Raw genomic sequence first — 20,158 nt, 5'->3', positions numbered from 1 at the left:
CCCTTTCTGGGCTGCCTGATTCGCCCTAACAAAGAAAAACATCAGGAAATCTTTCGAATGTCTGTACCTGGAATCGCAGCTTTTAACTCGTCCAACGTCCAGGGCTTAGACAGGCAACACTCCAGATTGGCTTGCTCTTCGGTGCGCTGAACTGCATCAGGGTCTGCTTGCCCGGTCAGCATGATTTTTACAATATCAGGGTGTTTTTGATGAACACCAATCAAAAACTCATCGCCTTTCATTTCTGGCATCAGCCAATCCGAAATAACAATGGCTATGTGATCGCCATCGTCATAAATCTCGTCAATGATTTCCCACGCTTCGGCGGCACTTTGAGCCACCTCATAACAATAAGCCGTGCCAAAGAGGTGCCTCAACTGCGCTTTTAAACTCATTAGTATGGTACGATCATCGTCCACACATAAAATATACTCTTTAGCCACTATGCCCGCCTTATCCAAAAAGCAACCCAATCTGTTAAACTATAATCATAGGTTGAATTTGACTATATCGACAATCATTCCTATATATTGATCAATAAATTAACCTTTCAAGGTTACAGGTTCCGAACAACAAATGCGCTCCACACTTAAATCAATCAGCCTCAAGCTGGCCTTTACTCTGGTAATGATGGCCACCAGTGTGCAGTCTTTTGCTCAATCACCCCTGACAATCTACTTTTATAACCCCGAAATTAACATCAACCGTAACTCCATATTAAAGCACAAGTTTGATCAGTTTTTGGCTACTTTTGGGAACTATCAGTTTCAACCCGTCAGTGACCAAGCCACTTTTGAGCACCTGGTTCGGACCGAAAATCAAGCCCTGTTTATGATGTCCAGCTGGCTGTTCCATTCGTTCCGAAAAGAGCTCACCCTCGAAGCGCAGTTGGTTGGAATGAAAAACGGCAGTATCTATTACAAAAAACTGCTGGTTCTCAACAAAGCCACCCCAATCACCGACTGGGCTAATATCACCATAGCGTCTGCCGGGACTAAAAAATACAGCTTAGCCGTACTCAAGGGAATGCAAAGCAGTCACAAATTATCAAATATCCATGCTGATCAGCTCTTAATTGTGCCAAAAGACGTCGATGCGCTGTTGGCGGTGGGTTTTGGCATGGCCCAGGGAGCACTGAGCACCGAAGACAGCTTCGACCAATTAAAAACCTTATACCAAAATCAATACGACCAACTGACGGTGGTAGGTCGTAGCCAGGTATTCCCAAGACTGACGGTGGTCGCTTCCAACAAACCAAGCAAGCACCAAGAAAAACTCATTACGCTTATTAACCAGATGAGTGAAACCCCGAGCGGAAAAATACCTTTATCCATACTAGGGTTAGACAACTGGAAACATATCGATAACGCAGACACTTTTTATCAGTCTGGCTTGCAAATAAGTCAGGGTTTGCGTGAGGGCAGGAAGCCATGAAAAGATTAATGAAACCGGTCATGTTTAAACACCATCATGCTCAACGCCAAAGGTTCTGTCGCAAGGACACTTGCTGCAAAGAGCGCTGCCGAATGACGACCATCATCCGCTGGTTCTCGGCTCTGTTGGTAAGCCTCGTCTTGTCAGGTTGCGTAACGCCAGCCAAGCACTCACCGGCTTTGATTCAACAACCTGCGGCTCACGGCAATCAGCCTAGTGTCTTATTAATCAACTCAAACGCATCTGTTGAACGCTATAAGACAGCGCAAAACGCCTTCACCAATAACATTAACGGTAAAAATATTTCCATTCTGAACCTTCAGGATAATCATGCGCCTGTCCAGCACATCCAAGACGCCCTTAACAGCCATCACTTCGATGCCATCTACGGTATCGGCGCCAAAGCACTGGGCAGTGTTGACCACATAGCGCCCACACAACCTGTGGTATTCAGTTCAGTTTTGAACTGGCGATCATTTCAAGACCAGAAAAACTTCTACGGCGTGTCCAGCGACATTGCTCCGGCCTCGCAACTGGCCATGTTTAAACACTTCTTCCCGGATATAAAAAGCATTGCCGTCATGTTCAATAAAACCAACCTGGCATTGGTCAAACAGGCCATCGCGGCCAGCAAAGAACTGAACTTAACCCTGATACCACTGAAAGTGGAATCATCCCGCAACTTATCGGTCTACATCAATGAAGCGGTAACCTCAGCGGATGCTTTATGGTTAATAGCCGACCCGGTTATCCTCAACTCCTCCGAAAAAGTACACGCCATCTTCAAGGCGGCTAAAATCAATAAGCGCCCGGTATTTGCGACCAATGAAGTCTTTGCCGAATTCGGCGCGACCTTAACCATCAGCGCCGATTTACCCACAGTCGGTCGCCAAGCGGCGATTCTTATTAACAACGTCATTAAACAAAGACCGCCAGCCCAAAGAATTCAATTTCCTGCCGGCAGTAAAATTTCGCTTAATCTCAATAAAGTGGAGGCATACCAGTTAAACCTCAATTACGAGGCTCTGGATGCGGTCAATGATTTAATTGAATAGATACTCTTCTGCCCCGATACCATCATGAAGCAGGCAACGAGCACTTAAATACAAACCTGCATCTCAGCTGGAAAACCATCTCTAATCAGCAAATGGAAAACAACACCCTTGTGATGAGGGTTATCTTTCCCCCTTCTACCAGAGAGCTTCAGGTTTCTTTCAAACTGACACTTTCCCAGTTTTGCTTGGCAAACAAAAAGACCCTATCCGTGGAACAGGGCCTGAATGTATGCATCAGCAACTTAGGATAAAAACGCGCAACCATTAAAAATGATATAAGGCATCCACGAAAAAGCTTCGTCCGGGTTTAGGGTAGTCTGACTCCATCACACCTATCGGAGTAGGATCAAAGTATTGCTTATCAAACACATTGTAGGCGGTCAGCTTTAAGTCCAGATTCTCAGCCACATAACCCTGTGTCACCAATGCCAAATCCAAGGTAACGTACTCATCCACATTATCGCGGGCATCGCTACTGACTCGATACGTTTCACCTTTGTACATCAAACCGCTGAAAAAGCTCAAATTGCGTGAAATGTAATAATTAAACGTCAGGTTTGCCCGATGCAAAGGCACATCCGCAGTTCGCTCATCAGTCACCTCATTAATCGCGTGTTGATATGTGTAGTTGGCCGCTAATGTTGAGCCATCCTTTAACCGAGTTTCTATCTCCAACTCAGCTCCTTGAACACTCAGCTTGCCGGCGTTTCCGTGTGTATTTGCAGCACTATCACCCTCAACACTCGCGATCAGCTCATCAATTTGATTGTAGAACCAAATAAACGAAGCCGAGGTTTTTCTGTTTAGGTTCCCTTGGAAACCTATTTCAAAAGTTTCTATTTCCTCAGGATTAACATTTGGATTACCTACAATAGCCGGATTATTAATATTATAAAGTTCACCAAAGGTCGGCGCTCGGAACGCAGAACCGTAGGTCGTGATAAATCGAACATCCGGGTGAAACGCCCAGGTCAGGCTTGCACGAGGGTTAAAGGTATCGCCAAAGTCACTGTAATAATCGTAACGAGCTCCGGCAATTAAACGGATGTCTTCGGTAATATCCCAGATGTCCTGAATAAACGCAGCTGTAATGTCACGCACATGACTATCATTCCAATTCGCATTTTCTGAAATATCGATCAATGGACCACCATCCGCGCTTAACCAATGTTCAACGCCGTACTGGCTTTGGTGCTCAAACAAAGTGCCAAACAGCAGTTTTTGATTCAACGACAGCTGATATTCAAGCTGTAACTCAATACCGGTTACATCGTGGTTAATAGGGCTGCGTACTCGTAAACCTTGAGGGTATTGGGTTGTACTGCCATCAGCATTAACTACAGTGGAACCTTCCGGGTAAATTTCCCAAAAATTATCAAATTCAAAATGATTAAAATAAACTTTGCCGCTGAAGCCCAGCTTGCTGGTCAGGTCTCTGCGGTAACCGCCCTCAATAAAATAATCGACATATTTTTGCTTAGATTCATTATTCAACACATTATTAGCGCCTAGGTATGGACCACTCTTGCGCTCAACGTATTTGCCCTGCCCCCAGAAATGACCAAAACTGAAATTCATTCCTACTTCATAACGCTCACGCCAATAATCGGTTCTTCCCGAGTTACCTATCGCATCAGAATCGACTTTACCTGCATCGCCATCAGTATCCAGCGCATTGAAGTTGACGGCCATGTCGAAATCCCCTTGCTGAACGCCCCCCTGAATATTTACTTTGCGAGTGTCGTAGCTGCCCGCGCCCACAGAAACTTCGACCCCACGCAAATCATCCACTTGCTTGGTGATGACGTTAATCACAGCCACAAATGCGTTAGCCCCATACAAAGAAGAGCCAGGCCCACGAACAATTTCCACCTGCTTGATGTCTTCCACGATGAACTGGTTGTAACCCCACATGGCACCACCGTTCACAAGGTTATTATTGATGGGATGACCGTTCACCAAAAACAGTACTTTTTCAGCAAAGTCGGTTTTTACCCCACGGACTTCCACAGATGCACTGCCCATGAAGAATTGATGGACACCTAGCCCTGGCACCCGTTTTAACGCATCCATCAGTGTGCGGGCACCGGACGCTCGTAAGTCTTCCGCCGTGATCACGGTCACCGTCGCGCCGGACTTTTCTATGGTCTCTTTCGTTTTGGTTGCAGTCGTGACAAACACTTCTTCCTGAAGCCATCGAATCTCTTCCTCTAAAGCTCCGACAACGTGCTCTTCTGCCCAAACGGAAGAAATACAACAAAATATCAACAGCCAGATGGAAAAGCCTGTCTTTACATACGCCATGGTTCACTCCTAAAACACCAAGATGCCCTCTCTTTACTACCAATATCACAGAGCACCCTTTTCTATCATCCAGTATTACTTCTGATTACTGGCAACTGATGGCTTCAGTTATCGACTCGCCCTTCAAAAAATTAAGACACCTACTCTCTCATTTTTCTGGTGGGTATTTCAAACATCACGCACTATTCTCATATCACGTTCTCTTCAAGTATCAGAGTGTAGTTCAATTTTCATCGGCTATTTTTGTAACAACAAACTTCCACCTCACAACGAATATTCTGTTCCCGAATAATTGGGCGAGGTGACATAGGTCAGCCGACTTTGGGACAGATTATTTCTGATTAAACCGTATAAGTAACTCACCGCCGCATGGTTTGGATCAATCACCGGCACATTGACCTGATATTTCTCCTTGAGTAACCGGGCAACAGGCTCGGCAATATAGTTAAACCCGGTACAACCAAGAATAATGGCATCGGCACCATGGGCCTCTATTGCTGTCAGGCTGGCCTGATAGACCTTTTCCACCACTTTATCCCGGTCCACCAGTTGATGAACTGTTAAATCAATTGGGCTAATGGAGGCAAAATTCGGCGCGATACCAAACAGCCGACTATGAGATGACTGCATGTCCATGACCGAGTGGGCAAAAGTGACAATGGAAAATTTTTCCGCCAACATCATGGCGGTGTAAGCGCTGGGTCGAAAGCCTCCAACGACTGGGATATCCACCAGCTCGCGAGCCTCCTCTACGCCACAGAAATCAAAATCCGACACAAATACCCCATCAAATCCATCGTGCTCGGCCTGAACAACCATAGCGACCACGTGCGGAGCATTCACTGTTTTGTCCCAACGACTTTCTATGGATGTATTCCCTGCCTTGATGTTATCCACTTCAATGTATAAATCCGGCGGGGCCACAGCGGTGACCACTTCTTTCAACTCATCGTTATAAGAAGCGTTGTTGATGGGAATAATGACTTTCATTCGAAACGGCTTGGTCATGGGAGACACCTCAATATTTCAATCAAAATTAAAAAAGAAACGCGGTATTCATTCAAAACGATCGGAAACTATGCTCGGGATGAGACGAAAGCCACCCCGAACAAAGCCAATATCACTCATGTAATTTCTGCTTCTTCTGTATTCAGAATAAAGATATCGGCTACAGCCCCCATGACAGCCTGAGTTTTTTCTTCTTCCCACTGAATGGATTGCTCGTGCATGATAAAACCGGAATGAATTTGCTCTGCCATTACGTCAGCCAACTCCGGAGAGTCCAGGGCGATCGAGGCCGTTTGCAGAAAGTTTTTTGCGACCAGATTGTTCGACATTACATCTTCAATCTGGCTGAGATAATCTTCGGTAAAAAATAAACGATCCCTGAAGTCCGACATATGCACTTTGATGGGCACCAACCACTGCATGCATAAGGCGGCACCGTATTCTTCCGCTAATGCCCGCTTGTACCAGTGCATCACAGGGCTTTCGTGGGTGGGTAATAACGACATCACTTCACGGTCACCATGTTGCACCACAGACATAGCCAGATTCGCGCTGTAATCCATGTAATTAATGGATAAAAGATCCCCTAAATCAATCTTCAGCTGACCTTCGTTCACCTTAGTACGCACTTCATACCAGAGGTCACTTTCTGCCACCGGTTGGTTGGCCAGAAACGTCCACATGGCTTCGGATACCTTCGCCCGATAAGCGGTTATCTCTTCCTGGCTCAAGGTCTGACAGTCCCGCTGCTCCACACCAATCTTATTCAGTAAAGAAGTTAATAATTGATGGGTAGGCGTCTCCACCAACGCCAAAGACTCTATGGTGTTGGAGGTCAACACAGTGATACCGTGTTCTCTTTCAAACCCCGCCAAAAAGGTTAAATGATCTCCGGCCCGCTCTTTGACTAAATCAATGTACTGCAACAGAGATTCATAGGTCAGTTGGCCTTTGAAGTACCAATTGAGGCCATAAATAATGTAATTCGCCAAAGGCAGGTGATAACGGAGCTTAATCGCTTGCTCATGACTGAGGGCTTTCATCATAGGTACAAGGTTGATTAGCGACTGGCGAGTTAACAATTCATCCGGGTGACTATCGTAGGGGCAATAAATACTTTCTACGATACGCCCTTCTGGTATTTGATGATGAGGGTTGGTCAGAGGGTGACGTTCTCCCTGCTGGTCAACACCGTACAAGGTCGAACCGAACAAACAACCCCCGGTATGGAATTCCTTAATCGGCTTATCTGCAATTGGCGCCCGCTGAACTTTACTTTGCTCTGGCGTGGCCGCCTGCCATAAATACGTGTAAGCGCCACCTAACGCACGATTGCCTTTAAGAAAGGCCATAGGGAAATAAATTTCGTCCCGTGCTTCCAGTGTCGAGATCACAGATACATTGTGTGACAAACGGCTGACCAGCGAATATTGGTCACTGGAATACATCAAATCCTCATCGTGTTGAAATAAATCTGCCCACAATTTTTGCGTGCGACGTAACCGGTTCCGCCGGTGCGATGAGTGTTCCAGTGACAGCTCTTCCAATTCCGGGTGTGCATAAATTTCATTACAAACACCCAGACTTTTACCGGAGTTATACATCCAGGCATCGCCAAAATCGGTATTGGTATCGTCCGGAGATTTTTCTGAAAAAGCGGTAAACCCTTCTGGAAACTGCTTAATAGACAATCGCTTATTGCGTTTTTCTGAGACTGCGGAATGGTATTGCTTGTGAAACTTGTCCATATAATAAGGGGTCGAAAGCTCGGCTCGAACTTTATTTACGCCACTCGCAGAATTAATCACATTACCACTTACTTCATTGCTATGAATATGGGAGTTTTTCATGGTCTTAACCTCGTTTGCGTCATGAACATCCATAAGTCGAATATAGATATGGACATTCTGATTTCGCATCCAAGTTGCCACTCAAAACCTAAAAGTAGGTGAATTTTTATACCAATTCATACTTTAGTATTACGAAAAAAGCATTAACTTGACAGTAAATGAGAATAAATACCAACAAATTCAATGTATTATTGTTATGTAATTTAAGTGCGTTTAAGAATAACAGCCAAAACAGTTAGTGATATTTACTCTTAAAAATACAACTTATATCCTAGATTTTGGCACGAAAGATTCCTGCTTGTATCTAAGTGATCGGCATTCAAACGCCGGGTTTCCAGCCTATATTTAATAAAGAGATAACTTGTTATTTTTGCAGTCAACCTCATATTTCAACCTGATCCTTTGGCCTTTTTCAACAAAAGTCCAACTAAAACACCGAGTCCTTCGCGTGACCATCAATCATACTTACAAATTCGGGCACTAAGGCTTCCGGCAAATCATGCCCTAACCCCCGAACCAATTTAAACCGCGCACCCGGTACTTTGCGGTGAATGGCTTTGCCACACGCAGGTTTGAGCAGCGGGTCACAACTGCCATGAATGACCAAGGTCGGAACTTGTATTCGACTAATCGCCTGTTCAAGACTGCCTGTGGCAAGAATCGCCTGCAATTGTCGAAGCGTTCCTCCGGCGCAATAGTTCCTTTGATACATGGCCTCTACCAACCCCGTCACATCGGCTAATGATGTGGGGTACTCAGGGCTTTGAATGGCCTGCCAGAAACGAATCCAGCGCTTCACCACGGCCTTTTCATGGTGACCTGAAGCCGGCGCTCCTAATTTCAGCATCAAACTGAACTCCGGCAATGGCAATCTCGCTGAGTTTGTCGACGACATCATGGCCGTTAACGAGGCCACCTTATGCCGATAATGAGAAGCCAACAGTTGAGCGATCATGCCTCCCATCGAAACCCCCACCACATGCGCCTGATCAATGCCCAACGCATCCATCAAACACGCGGTATCCTCAGCCATATCATGCAAGGTGTAGTTTGCTCTGGGTTTTAATCCGAATTTATGAAATAAAAAAGCGAGGCGAATATCCACACGTACGTGCGATTGAAGCTTGTCTGTTAAACCAACATCCCGATTATCAAACCGGATAACCCGATAACCTTGTGCCGCTAAACCATTCAGCAAAGATTCTGGCCAACTGATCATTTGACACGCCAACCCCATGATTAAGACAATCGGTGGGCCATTGGGGTTTCCGCGTTCCTCCACGCAGAACTTAAGTCCGTTGGCTTCGATAAAATATTCGGTCGGCTCAACAACCACAGGCCTCAAGGATTGCTGCATGCAATAACCTCCTGATTCATTAGGGCCCGGATCAACACAACCGCCCTCATTATCTAGAACTTAGCTGTTACACAGGGAAATAGCCTAAATAATTAACTGGAAAACACCTTCCCAAAAATCAGAAAATACTCACGCAAATTTAAGAAAACCGGAAATCCAAATCATATCGACTCGCAAAACGATCCCTCAATGAAGGGCAAACCCATGCTATGAGCTACGCAACAAACCGCTCACAAATAGAGACGCGCCGAAAGGCAACTGAATCAATGCAGGTTTCGTGCAGGAGGAGGGAGAGAAAAGAAACGAACCTCTCGAACGGGAGGTTCGTTAGAGCATTTATTTCAACAAAGCTTTCGCTTGTTCCTGCCAGGTATCAAAACCTCTGACGCTACTAAAGCCTTCCAATGTCTTTTTCTTTGCTGCGGAAGGGGTTGCCAAATCTTCCAGGGTTTTAATGCCTGCATCTTCCAGCTTCTGAATCGTCACAGGTCCAATGCCTTTAACGGAAGCCAACGGAGATTTAGTCGCTTTTGAGGCTGCTTTCGGTTTTGCTGCTTTCGCGGGTTTAGCCGCTGCGGCTTTCGGCTGAACTTCAGGTTTAGCCTTGGTTTTAGTTGCTGTTTTAGCAACCACCTTTTTAGCCGTTGTGGTTTTCGCCTTAGCTGTTTTAGCCCCATCGGATTTTGACGTTGCAACTTCAGACTTTGTTGCTTTCTTTGCTTTCGGCTGCGAAGGAGCTTTGACTTCCGCTTTCGGTTTTTCGGCCGGCTTCTGATCAGATTTGGCCTTCGGCGCTTTGCCAAACCGGGTGGCAATTTCATCTTCCAGCTGAGCAATCAACTTATCCTTCGCTTTCACCAAGGCTTCCGTGCGCTCATCAAATTCTTTGTGGATGTTCGCCAGTTGTTTTTTGTATTGTTTTTCAGCTTTTTTAAGCAGTTTCATCGCTTCTTTTGCTGGGTCTTTACTCAACAACTTCACTTGTTCTGTCAGCTCATCCATTTGCTTTTGAAGGTCGTGTTTTGCCGATGCAATGATGTCGTTTATGTCTTTCAATAATTCAGAACTTTTCTCTTTTGCTTTTGCCAGTTCCTTTTCCACTTTCTTCTTGGTCGATTTGGCCATCATAAAAACTCTCGATTTTAGTTATAAAAGTTTAGAAATATCAGCCTGCTTCCCTGCTACCAGGAGCAACCCTGAGATTATTGAATCATTGATAGATTAAAGTTTATTGGGCAATCATTTCAAGAACCCGACCCATTTATTTCCATGTATAAAGCGCCAGATCAATTCAGGTTCAAGGTAACCCTTGTTTTATTTTTCCAACAGCATCACGGCGATGCCCAAAAAGTCAGTATTACTGATGATGCCGATCAGTTTTCCATCTTCCACAACAGGCAATGCCCCCACCCGCATTTCCTGCAGGGTCAAAGCGGCGGAGGCCAAATCATCATTAGGAGACACCGTGCGCACATCTCTGGTCATAATCTCTTCAACACTGATATGGCTTTCTATCAATTTCTTTTCTCGTTCATAGTTTTTCGATAAAACGGAGACACTGGCGGCATAAATATCACGTTTGGACAAAATGCCCACCAGCCGGTTTTCCGCATCCACCACAGGCAATTGGCGCACCCGCCTGGTCTCCATTAATTCACGCGCCTGAGCCAGCGTGGAATTGGGTTTCAGCGTCAGACACTCAGAAGACATGTAGTTTTTGATGATCATTGTTTTACCTCGACAAAAAGTAACGGCGCACAACAACCATAGACGATTTTAAAAAACTTAGCGGGGATCTGTCCGACAGAAATTCAGCAAATATCAAACAAAAAAAAGCCCATTACTGAAGAGTAACGGGCCTGAATCACTGCTTACCAATCCTATCGACGCAAACTAATTGGCACGAACCGGAGCATAGGCTTTTCGCAATGCCTGCGCAGCGGCCACCATATTCTTCAATGCAGGTCGAACTTCATCCCACTGCCGGGTTTTTAAACCACAGTCCGGGTTCACCCACAATCGTTCAACCGGGATTCGTTGAGCCGCCTTTTTCATCAGTTTCACCACTTGCGTTTCACTTGGAATGTTCGGTGAGTGGATATCATACACGCCCGGACCTATTTCATTCGGATAACGAAAGTCATCGAAGACGTCCAGCAATTCCATATCAGAGCGGGACGTTTCAATGGTGATCACATCGGCATCCATATCGGCAATGGCTTGAATGATGTCGTTGAATTCGGAATAACACATATGGGTATGAATTTGGGTTTCGTCCTTAACCCCATTGGCAGCGATTCGAAACGAAGCAACCGCCCAGTCCAAGTAAGACTGCCATTGAGATTTACGCAAAGGCAGCCCTTCGCGCAAAGCCGCTTCATCAATTTGAATAATTTGAACGCCACTCTTTTCCAGTTCAAGCACCTCTTCCCGAATGGCCAAAGCTAACTGATAACAGGTAGTCGCTCTCGGCTGGTCATCTCGCACAAATGACCAATTCAAAATGGTCACAGGCCCGGTCAACATCCCTTTCATTGGCTTCTGAGTCAGAGATTGAGCATACCCTGTCCAGGTTACGGTCATGGCCGAAGGTCGAGCAATGTCACCATAAATGATTGGCGGTTTTACACAACGAGAACCATACGACTGAACCCAACCGAACTGGCTGAAAATATAACCCTCCAGTTGTTCACCAAAATATTCCACCATGTCGTTCCGTTCGGCTTCACCGTGCACCAACACATCCAGCCCTAACGCCTCTTGTTCTTCCACACAACGCTGAATTTCTTTCTGCATCAGGGTTGTGTAATCGGCTGTATTCAACCGACCGGCTCTAAATTGTTGCCTTGCCTGACGAATCTCCGTGGTCTGCGGAAACGATCCTATCGTCGTCGTTGGAAACGCAGGAAGGTTTAATAACTTGCCTTGTTTTGTCGCTCGTTGTGCGTAGTCACTGGCTCTTTGTCCCCAAGCAGAATCCAGTTCCGCCACTGCCGACTTAACCTTAGCGTTATGGACGCGTCTTGAGTTACGGCGGCTGGCAATGGCTTCAGCGTTTTCAGTTAGCTCCGCCTCCACACTGGCTCTGCCTTTGTTCAACGCAGTCGCCAATACCTGCAACTCTTCCAGTTTTTGTAAAGCAAAAGCCAGCCAATTACTGACTTCTGTATCCAACTGAGTTTCAACACCCAAATCCACAGGCACATGCAATAGCGAACAAGACGGAGCCAACCACAACCTGGAAGACAATTTTTGGTAAACAGGTATTAGCCACTCCAACGTGGCGTTTAAATCCGTTTTCCAAACATTCCGGCCATTAATCACCCCTAACGACAACACTTTATGAGCAGGCAGCCAATCAATCACCCGGCTGACTTCATCCTGAGCAGAAATCGCATCCAAGTGCAGTCCTGCCACCGGCAATTCACAGGTCAATTGGAGATTATCCTGCAACGCGCCGAAGTACGTCGCCAACAACAATTGAACCGGTGTGCTTTTCAGGTGATGGTAAGCCAACGTAAATGCGTGTTTCCACTCGGCCGATAATTCAGTGACCAACACAGGCTCATCAATTTGTACCCAAGTCACCCCCGCCTCAGACAGGGCATTTAATAACTCGGCATAAACGGGCAATAAACGCTCCAGCAGAGCCAACCGATCCGAGGCATCTTTCGACTTACCCAGCCACAGATAACTCACCGGACCGATAATCACTGGCTTAATTTGATGACCCTGTGCCCGACTCTCCTCGATTTGTGCCAATAAGCGTGAAGCATCCAAGTTAAATGCAGTGTCAGCGGTGAACTCAGGCACAATGTAATGATAATTTGTATCAAACCATTTCGTCATCTCACCAGCATGGACACAACTGCAATCTGAATCCCCGGCAGAACGACCACGAGCCACCCGAAAGTAATTATCTAGCGCAATGCCTTCCCGACCACTCACTCGCTCAGGCACATTGCCCAGAGTGAAGCTCATGTCCAATACCTGATCGTAAAAAGAAAAATCGCCCACCGGAATAAAATCCAGCACAGACTGTTGCTGCCAATGCAGCGCTCTTAGCTGAGCCGCTAACGAAGTCAGCGTCTCTTGATCCGACAGACCTTTCCAGTATGACTCCAAGCCAAATTTTAATTCCCGTTTCGCACCGATGCGCGGAAAGCCTAAGTTGTGTGTGGTTACCATGTGATGACTCCTTTATTTAATGGAGCCGATCATAAAACGCAAAACCCATGAATAATAATGGTATTATCTCATCAACCCATTAATTTTATTCATGAATAAAATTCGCTAACGACAGCACACGAGTTAACCATGATTGAACGAAGTCACCTCGCAATCATTCGCGAAGTCGAGAAACAAGGATCATTAACCGCCGCCTCTGAAGCACTTTGCTTATCTCAGTCGGCCCTCAGCCACGCCATCAAAAAACTGGAGCAGCAAATCAATACCCCGGTTTGGGTCAAAGAAGGCCGGAACCTTCGCTTTACACAAGCAGGCAACTTCTTACTTTCTCTGGCCAACCGGTTGCTGCCACAATTCGAACACGCCGAACAGGTAATGAACCACATCGCATCAGGGCAGCGAGGCACATTACGAATAGGCATGGAATGCCACCCCTGTTATCAGTGGTTGCTTAAAGTCGTTTCGCCTTACTTAAAACAATGGCCCGATGTCGATGTGGACGTGAAACAAAAATTCCAGTTTGGCGGCATTGGCGCATTATTTGGCTACGACATTGATATTTTGGTGACACCAGACCCGTTGTTTAAAGAAGAATTGACCTTTGAACCCGTATTTGATTATGAACAAGTGTTGGTTGTTGCCAGAAACCACCCTTTGGCTCAAGCACAGCAAGCAGAACCAGAACAACTCAGAAACGAAGTGCTGATCACTTATCCGGTGGAAATTGAGCGACTGGACGTTTACAACCAGTTTCTACTGCCCGCCAATTGCAGCCCGAAGCAACATAAAACCATCGAAACCACCGACATCATGCTGCAAATGGTAGCAGCGGGTCGAGGCGTGGCGGCCCTGCCGAAATGGCTGGTCGAAGAGTACGCCCATAAAATTCCGGTCGCGCCGGTACGGCTGGGCGATCACGGCCTGGCTAAGCAAATTTTTCTGGGAACACGAAAAAGCGATAAAGAAATCGACTATCTAAAGTCGTTTATTGATATGGCCAGGGTTACCAAATAAGTTACCAAGCAAAGCACTCAAAGTGCTTCTATCTGATAACCTGGCCATGAATGTGCGGCATAGCAACGTTTATGTGGATTATAGGAAAACATTATAAAAACATCTGCCTACACCCACCTAATTCCAGTCATTTTTATCAAAAACCTATAAGCTGTTTTATAGGGAAAGGTTATAAAAATTCCCAAATTGACTATTCTCGACCTGATCATATCCAAACCGTACTATTAAGTCTCATCACCCCGCCAATCGGGAAGCCGCTTGTTCATATACCCCTGAAGCGTTCATTGTGATGATCCTGCCAATCACCCAAATGGCGATAGCCTAAGTCCGTTAAAAAAACCAACAATACACTGTTAGCTTATGCGGTCGCGCTGTCCTACGTTACTCATGTCTCATCCTTGGCTAACGATATAATACAGTTTTTAGATGATCATCGGTTAATTCAAACTCTGGCTCTTTACCCGTGAGCGCTCTGGTTAGCGGAACAATTTTTGTTCTTACTCCCATCCCACGATAATCGACATAGCCATAATCACGTAAAACCTCCATGACAATGGTATTCCTCGGCGAGCGCTGGCCAGCCTTCATTTTTTCTATTGTCATCGAGTTTGGTAACGCCCCTGGACTAATGACCTCAAGGCGATTTGAATAGCCAGAAACTTCGATTTCAACAAATCGAGTCCAATCACGGTGCGCCAACGCATTTATCAATGCTTCCCTAACCGCCTCAATCGGATAAAACCATTGTATTTCTCGTCTCAGCCCCTCGTTTACTTCTCCGGATTCCTGAGATATAAACGGTGTCATCGCCTCCATGAAGCGCTCAATAACTCCACCATCAACTAGGCGCTTATCACCACCATCGAGATCCCAGCGACCAACCATCGGACCATCAATAATGTCATCCAGCGCGGCTTGGTACTCCTTATCATCGCCAGTAAATGCCATCACTCTTAATCCAGCTTGCTTTAAATAACGGCGCGGGCTTTTGCCAAATAACACCAGCCCTGCAATGGTGCAGCAAATGTTGCCTGCCGCTTCCGTTAAAAACCCAAGCCCGAGAAGCCTTGTCTGCCATTCTTCTGGAGACTGCGGCACATCTGGATCACGCAAGATATCCCTAACATAATTCATCAGCCGCGCATCATCCAAACAACTGATATCTGTGCGAGGAACGGGCATGACTTCAGTGTGTAACATGCCACCCAATTCAAACAGCCGCATTTGCTGCTCTCTGGTAGCCAGTCTAGACGTTGTTCCTACACGAATGTAGATTTCTTCTTTCCCGCTGTGACGAACGACATAAGGCTTTGAGATACCAATAGGAAAGCTCACAACCGCCACTGTTTTGTCATCGTCCAACTTTACCTCTTCATAAAAGGGCAAAATCATAGGGTGGATTTTGTTCTGAAAAACATTCATAACCCATTCTTCGAGATCGCCCCTTTGGATACCGTTGATTACCCCGTCGTCTTCGACGCCAAGTAGAATTCTTCCACCTTGGAAGTTGGCCATAGCCACCACTTCTTTTGCCAGTTGTTCAGGGCGAATATCGTCACGCTTAAACTCCACACCTGAGTTTTCACCATTGGCAATAATTTCTAATAATTCTGTCTTTAACATGCTTTTCTCCCAAGGGGCACAAGTGCTCAATTAAAACCGTATTTCTCACGGCGCTGATTGAACGCACTCTTGCCGCCTTCCAAAATATCGGCTGCCAGCTCTTGAACTTTGGGTACATCAATAGCCCCTTGCTGCTCTGGCAAAATCATCCCTTTATTATCTTCAACACTTAACACACCTATCCATTCTGCATCACCGAATACTGGAATATTGGCGTTATGTGTGGCAAACAGAAATTGGCGGCTTAGTTTTGCTCTGCGAAGTTCTGCGACAATACGTTCGGCAATAAATGCGTTATCCAAATTGTCTTCCGGTTGATCCAAAATCAAAGGATCTTGATTATCCAAAAGCAACAGATGCAAAACAGCGGTACACTGCTGCCCCGTCGATAAGTCATCAATAGGGCGAAATACCGCCTCTCGCTCGCCATGGGTCACATTCAGTTCAATGGCCATAGTATCGGGCAGTTGCAGCTCTTCCAGCTCTAAGAGCTTTATTTCTGGCAATCGGGTTAAGGCGGTAATAACCGTACCAGTGATGCCGAAGTTCTGGGCTAATTCTGTTTCTCCCTGGCGAATAGTCGCAGCGAGATTACTAGGTGAAAAATCGCCATCCAACACCCAAGCCAAGCGCTTAGACCCTACGCCTTCTAAACTGCATTCGCTAAGAAAATCAACAAACGCTTGGCGGTTCCCTTCCGGCTGCAAGGTAAGCCGAACCTTTTGCTCCAGCTTTCGCGTTAAGCGTTTGACTGACTTCAAAATACTGGTCGCTCTGGCGCTAGTATGCTGATCCAACTCCAGTAATAGCTTTTTGCGCTGGCCGTACAACTCGTCAATTTGCGCCTGACGATGTTGCAACGTGGTTTGCTTGGGTCTGATCTGCTCAATTTGCTTCAGCAGTGTCTGATACTCTGCGCCAATTTGACGCCCCGTTTTTCCTTGGCTTGCAGGAATATCTTTAAAGGCTTTTTCTAAATTCTGCTCTTCAGTCTGCTGTCTTTCCAACAACGACTGCTTAAGCGGTGCCAACTGTGTATCTGCGTTCAAAGCAAGCTGTTCCAGTTGCACTAGCGCTTGCTGTACACCTGCTTTTAAGGCGTCCAACACCATACGCTGCGGCCTAAATAAATCAGCATGAGGCAAGCCATCCAATGCGCTATCACTTAAAAAAACCGTATCAGGCAAGCTGTCTTTAAGTGCTTCAATGGCGTCTTTTACGTGAGTCACATCTTCATCAACACGCGCATTCAACTGTTTCTCTTTTTCGAGCTTAGGAATAATCTTCAGCTTTTCTTCAATCCCTAATGCTTGATACTGTTTAGCTTGATCCAACAACTTGGGCAAGCGTTCCACCTCTGCTTCAACATCGTCTTTTTGACTCAGGGCACGCTTGATGGATTCTCGATTTTCTTTCAGTTTTGCCAGCACCTTGGCAATATCGGCATCGAATTGCTCGTGTTCCCCCTCCAAAAAGCGTTCTATAAGCTGATTGCGGCTATGCTCATCGCGGGTCATTTCATAGATTTCATTTTGCCCGTAAAGCTCTATGCCCGGCAGCAGATCGGTGGGGTGATAAGGAGAAACATTGCCTTGTTCATCCACCACCACAGGTTGGTTGCCATATTTTCGACTGACTGTGAATTTACGGCCATGCAGTACGGCTGAGCGCAGCGTAATTTCAACCAACCCCCGCTCTTTGCCAAGGTTGGTATCAATCACACTCTTATGCTGTTTTAACGCGTTTTGAGTCTTAGGTTCCAACGCGAATGCGTAGCGAATACACTCCAACAAGGTTGATTTGCCCGTACCACGGCCGCCAATAACAGCATTTAGATGGTCAGACAACTCAATATCAACTCCGTCCAGATAACCGCCAACAAAGCGAATACGCTCAAGGGCAGATGCATAGTTTTCCGGCTTATCGGAATTTAAACGAACCCTTGAGCCTGCATCCAAAAATGCTTGTTTAAACGAGTCAAAACAAGGCTTGGTCATCTTGATTAAACAGGAAGCCCCAGCTTCTTTTATTTTTTCAGGTGCCTCAACATCAGCCGCGTTAATCGCGGCCATTTCCCGTTCACGCTTATAATTAGCCTCTTTGTTCAGGAATACTTTGCGGTAAAAATCGCTTTCAACACCGTTTAAATCTTCGATAGAACCTGGAATTTGAGCAGCCAGTAGCCCTTTATGTTGCCAAACATGGTTCATCCGACGCTTTAATACACCATCGTCATTGGTGCAGTGCGCAGCGTATATGAAACCGCTTTTTTCATTGACGTAATTGATAATATCAATTGCAGACTTTTGTACAGGCGCCGCAGGCTGATTAATATCTACACCTAACGCGCCCAAATGCATTTTTATTAAATCTGCCGTGGTGGATTCGTTAAACAAACAGACTAAGTGAACTTTTTCACTGGAGGCAATTTCAAAACCGGGAAACACCACGATGTTATGCGATTGAAATAAATCTCTTATTTCTTCGTAGCCATTTATAGAGCCATGATCAGCCAAACCGATAATCTCAATGCCTGCCTCCAGTGCAGCATTTAACAACTGCTGGTTATAGTCAGATTCAGACAGAGCCTGCTGTTGGCCACGGTATTGAATATAACCCACTGGATTAACCTGCAACGCACATTTAAAAAAGCGAGCTTTTTTATAACTTTGCTGTTGGTCAGCCATGTTGTGACTCCTTATTTATCGGTTGCACCAAGCGTGTCTTACCAATCAGCAGCTCGTCGCAGCTGGCCCAAAGGGAGGAGTAAAGTTCGGTCTTCTTAATGGCCATGGTTATTCCTCACAGTGCCGAGCATTGGCCCAGCACGATTAAATTTGAGTCGTTATAGTTTGGCTGTATCGAGCCCGGCAGCTTTCAGGCGCTGAGTCAGATTGCGCATTTTGCTAAATTCCGTACCAAAACTGCTTCGCAGGCCCACCCCTTCACAAAACTCTTTGGCGGTAATGTTCTTTAGCTCATCGGCATATTTGATCATTTGCAGATGCAGCTCGGCGGTGTACTGATTGCGAGGGGCATCAGCCAGAACCTGTTTGATGCGCCCGTAAATGTCGTTCTCGTTCATTTTTTAGCCTGCACGACTGTAACTACTAGATAATTTAGCTAATTTATATAGAAAGAATGGATCGCACAAGGGCAAATAGGCAGTTTTTGAGCAACGTCCCAATATCAAATGGCATGCGTGACTAGCCCCCAGAAAAAGCCACCGCTTACCAAGCGTTTAAGGTAGAGTTACGCCATCTTGTTGTTTTTAAAGCCGAAGAATTGTTTTAGGCTTGTTGTGGCATCACCATCGGCAGCAACACTATACTGAAGTTCGCCACTCTGCATAGACAAAACAAGTTGGACTATTGAATACCCTTGGCGCTGGGCACCCGCCATAGATACAGCACCCGAAGGAGGCTCTGACTTGCGAGCATTGCTCCGCAGCACACTAATGAGGTCAAGGCAGCCTAGTTTATCGACAATCCAGTCTCGATTCAGACTATCCGGCTTTTGTAGTGCAGGGATAACTCCTGCATCCAGGAGCTGTTTGAGTTGGTACCGGGTTACTTCAAGGGCTTCGCAGGCTTCGGCCATCGTCCAGTTTGACGATATTTCATTCGCAAGCGCTTCCACCTGATTCCGCTGATAATGCGCCTTACCTTTGAAGACAACCGGCGTTATACGCCCCTGCTGAACAAGATTATCAATCCTTTCGAGGCGAGATCCCAGTATACGGGCAGCTTCCTTTTTGGAAATAATATTTCGTGTTGCTGACGCTAGCTGTATTCGGGTGATCCGCTCCGGCTCCAAAACGCCAGGCCAATATTCCTCAATGTATCGATCAAATTCTGCCTTAATGCGAGCAATGCCTCGATTCTCTTGTTGCCGATGTAAGCGTTCGTACAGATCTCTAAAGTGCTTATTTAAACCAGCTTGACCTTTGGTGCTCATTGGCCGGTCAACATACTGGCCTAGCAGTGAATAAAAGTTGTCTGGCCATGCTTGTAGCATTCCCCATACTTGTTCGTAAACATGGGCTAATTCATAGTTTCGCAATGCAACAGGGTTAAATGATCCACCACCCTGCAATCGCGTTTGATAATGTGCTACGAAATGAATCAGGCTAAGCACTTCCCTAAATTCCAACCCCATCAGCACAGCAGGGCTTGAGCTACCTGGCTGTTTACCTGCAAGTAGCGCTTCGATATATAGTAAGCGATCAACAAACCACATCTAGTTTTGAACTGTCGGCTCTGGTACCACCTCAAGTTCAACATTCCAAGGCAGTAATTTTTCAAAGTCGTTCAGTTTTTCACAGT

15 protein-coding genes are annotated in these 20,158 nt (G+C 46.0%); 3 read left to right on the top strand and 12 right to left on the bottom strand.

Annotated features, from left to right (window positions below):
* Positions 1-41: 41 nt before the first annotated feature.
* A complete protein-coding gene (locus ABD744_RS11975; protein WP_344798739.1) occupies positions 42-443 on the bottom strand; it encodes a response regulator in 402 nt (133 codons plus the stop codon).
* A 133-nt stretch (positions 444-576) separates the two neighbouring features.
* On the opposite strand from ABD744_RS11975, the gene ABD744_RS11970 reads away from it, so the two are divergent.
* Positions 577-1,434 carry a PhnD/SsuA/transferrin family substrate-binding protein gene (locus ABD744_RS11970; RefSeq protein WP_344798738.1) on the top strand — a complete coding sequence of 286 codons (858 nt, stop codon included), beginning with the start codon at positions 577-579 and terminating at the stop codon, positions 1,432-1,434.
* A 92-nt stretch (positions 1,435-1,526) separates the two neighbouring features.
* Entirely contained in the window at positions 1,527-2,489 is a 963-nt protein-coding gene (locus ABD744_RS11965; RefSeq protein WP_344798737.1) for an ABC transporter substrate-binding protein, read from the top strand.
* Between the two features lie 264 nt (positions 2,490-2,753).
* Here ABD744_RS11965 and ABD744_RS11960 read toward each other — a convergent pair whose 3' ends face one another.
* The 7 genes from ABD744_RS11960 to metE all read right to left on the bottom strand — a co-directional run bounded on the left by ABD744_RS11960 (position 2,754) and on the right by metE (position 13,196).
* On the bottom strand, positions 2,754-4,793 hold the full coding sequence (locus tag ABD744_RS11960) for a TonB-dependent receptor plug domain-containing protein (RefSeq protein WP_344798736.1): 2,040 nt from the start codon (positions 4,791-4,793) through the stop codon (positions 2,754-2,756).
* A gap of 264 nt (positions 4,794-5,057) precedes the next feature.
* Entirely contained in the window at positions 5,058-5,801 is a 744-nt protein-coding gene (locus tag ABD744_RS11955) for an aspartate/glutamate racemase family protein (RefSeq protein ID WP_344798735.1), read from the bottom strand.
* Between the two features lie 116 nt (positions 5,802-5,917).
* On the bottom strand, positions 5,918-7,651 hold the full coding sequence (locus ABD744_RS11950; RefSeq protein WP_344798734.1) for a hypothetical protein: 1,734 nt from the start codon (positions 7,649-7,651) through the stop codon (positions 5,918-5,920).
* A 427-nt stretch (positions 7,652-8,078) separates the two neighbouring features.
* Positions 8,079-9,008: an alpha/beta fold hydrolase gene (locus tag ABD744_RS11945; RefSeq protein WP_344798733.1), complete on the bottom strand. Its 930-nt coding sequence runs from the start codon at positions 9,006-9,008 to the stop codon at positions 8,079-8,081.
* Positions 9,009-9,344: 336 nt separating this feature from the next.
* The gene (locus ABD744_RS11940) at positions 9,345-10,136 is read right to left on the bottom strand and encodes a helix-hairpin-helix domain-containing protein (RefSeq protein ID WP_344798732.1); all 792 of its coding nucleotides are present in this window, start codon (positions 10,134-10,136) and stop codon (positions 9,345-9,347) included.
* Positions 10,137-10,322: 186 nt separating this feature from the next.
* On the bottom strand, positions 10,323-10,736 hold the full coding sequence (locus tag ABD744_RS11935) for a CBS domain-containing protein (RefSeq protein ID WP_344798731.1): 414 nt from the start codon (positions 10,734-10,736) through the stop codon (positions 10,323-10,325).
* Positions 10,737-10,901: 165 nt separating this feature from the next.
* Positions 10,902-13,196, bottom strand: a complete 2,295-nt coding sequence (gene metE / locus ABD744_RS11930) for a 5-methyltetrahydropteroyltriglutamate--homocysteine S-methyltransferase (RefSeq protein ID WP_344798730.1) — start codon at positions 13,194-13,196, stop codon at positions 10,902-10,904.
* Positions 13,197-13,325: 129 nt separating this feature from the next.
* Here metE and ABD744_RS11925 point away from each other — a divergent pair, with 129 nt between their 5' ends.
* On the top strand, positions 13,326-14,210 hold the full coding sequence (locus tag ABD744_RS11925; RefSeq protein WP_344798729.1) for a LysR family transcriptional regulator: 885 nt from the start codon (positions 13,326-13,328) through the stop codon (positions 14,208-14,210).
* Between the two features lie 402 nt (positions 14,211-14,612).
* Here the strand turns inward: ABD744_RS11925 and ABD744_RS11920 are convergent, their stop codons facing one another.
* From ABD744_RS11920 to ABD744_RS11905, 4 genes are all read right to left on the bottom strand, one after another.
* A complete protein-coding gene (locus tag ABD744_RS11920) occupies positions 14,613-15,833 on the bottom strand; it encodes an RNA-binding domain-containing protein (protein ID WP_344798728.1) in 1,221 nt (406 codons plus the stop codon).
* Between the two features lie 26 nt (positions 15,834-15,859).
* Complete coding sequence (locus ABD744_RS11915; protein WP_344798727.1) at positions 15,860-18,520, bottom strand: TrlF family AAA-like ATPase; 2,661 nt, start codon at positions 18,518-18,520, stop codon at positions 15,860-15,862.
* A 158-nt stretch (positions 18,521-18,678) separates the two neighbouring features.
* Positions 18,679-18,918 carry an HTH-like domain-containing protein gene (locus ABD744_RS11910; protein ID WP_344798726.1) on the bottom strand — a complete coding sequence of 80 codons (240 nt, stop codon included), beginning with the start codon at positions 18,916-18,918 and terminating at the stop codon, positions 18,679-18,681.
* A 167-nt stretch (positions 18,919-19,085) separates the two neighbouring features.
* The gene (locus tag ABD744_RS11905) at positions 19,086-19,970 is read right to left on the bottom strand and encodes a hypothetical protein (RefSeq protein ID WP_344798725.1); all 885 of its coding nucleotides are present in this window, start codon (positions 19,968-19,970) and stop codon (positions 19,086-19,088) included.
* Between the last annotated feature and the right edge of the window lie 188 nt (positions 19,971-20,158).

Source organism: Litoribacillus peritrichatus, assembly GCF_039537985.1.
GTDB lineage: Bacteria > Pseudomonadota > Gammaproteobacteria > Pseudomonadales > Litoribrevibacteraceae > Litoribacillus > Litoribacillus peritrichatus.
Note: the sequence above shows the minus strand (reverse complement) of the source record. Positions and strands in the feature narration are given on the sequence as shown.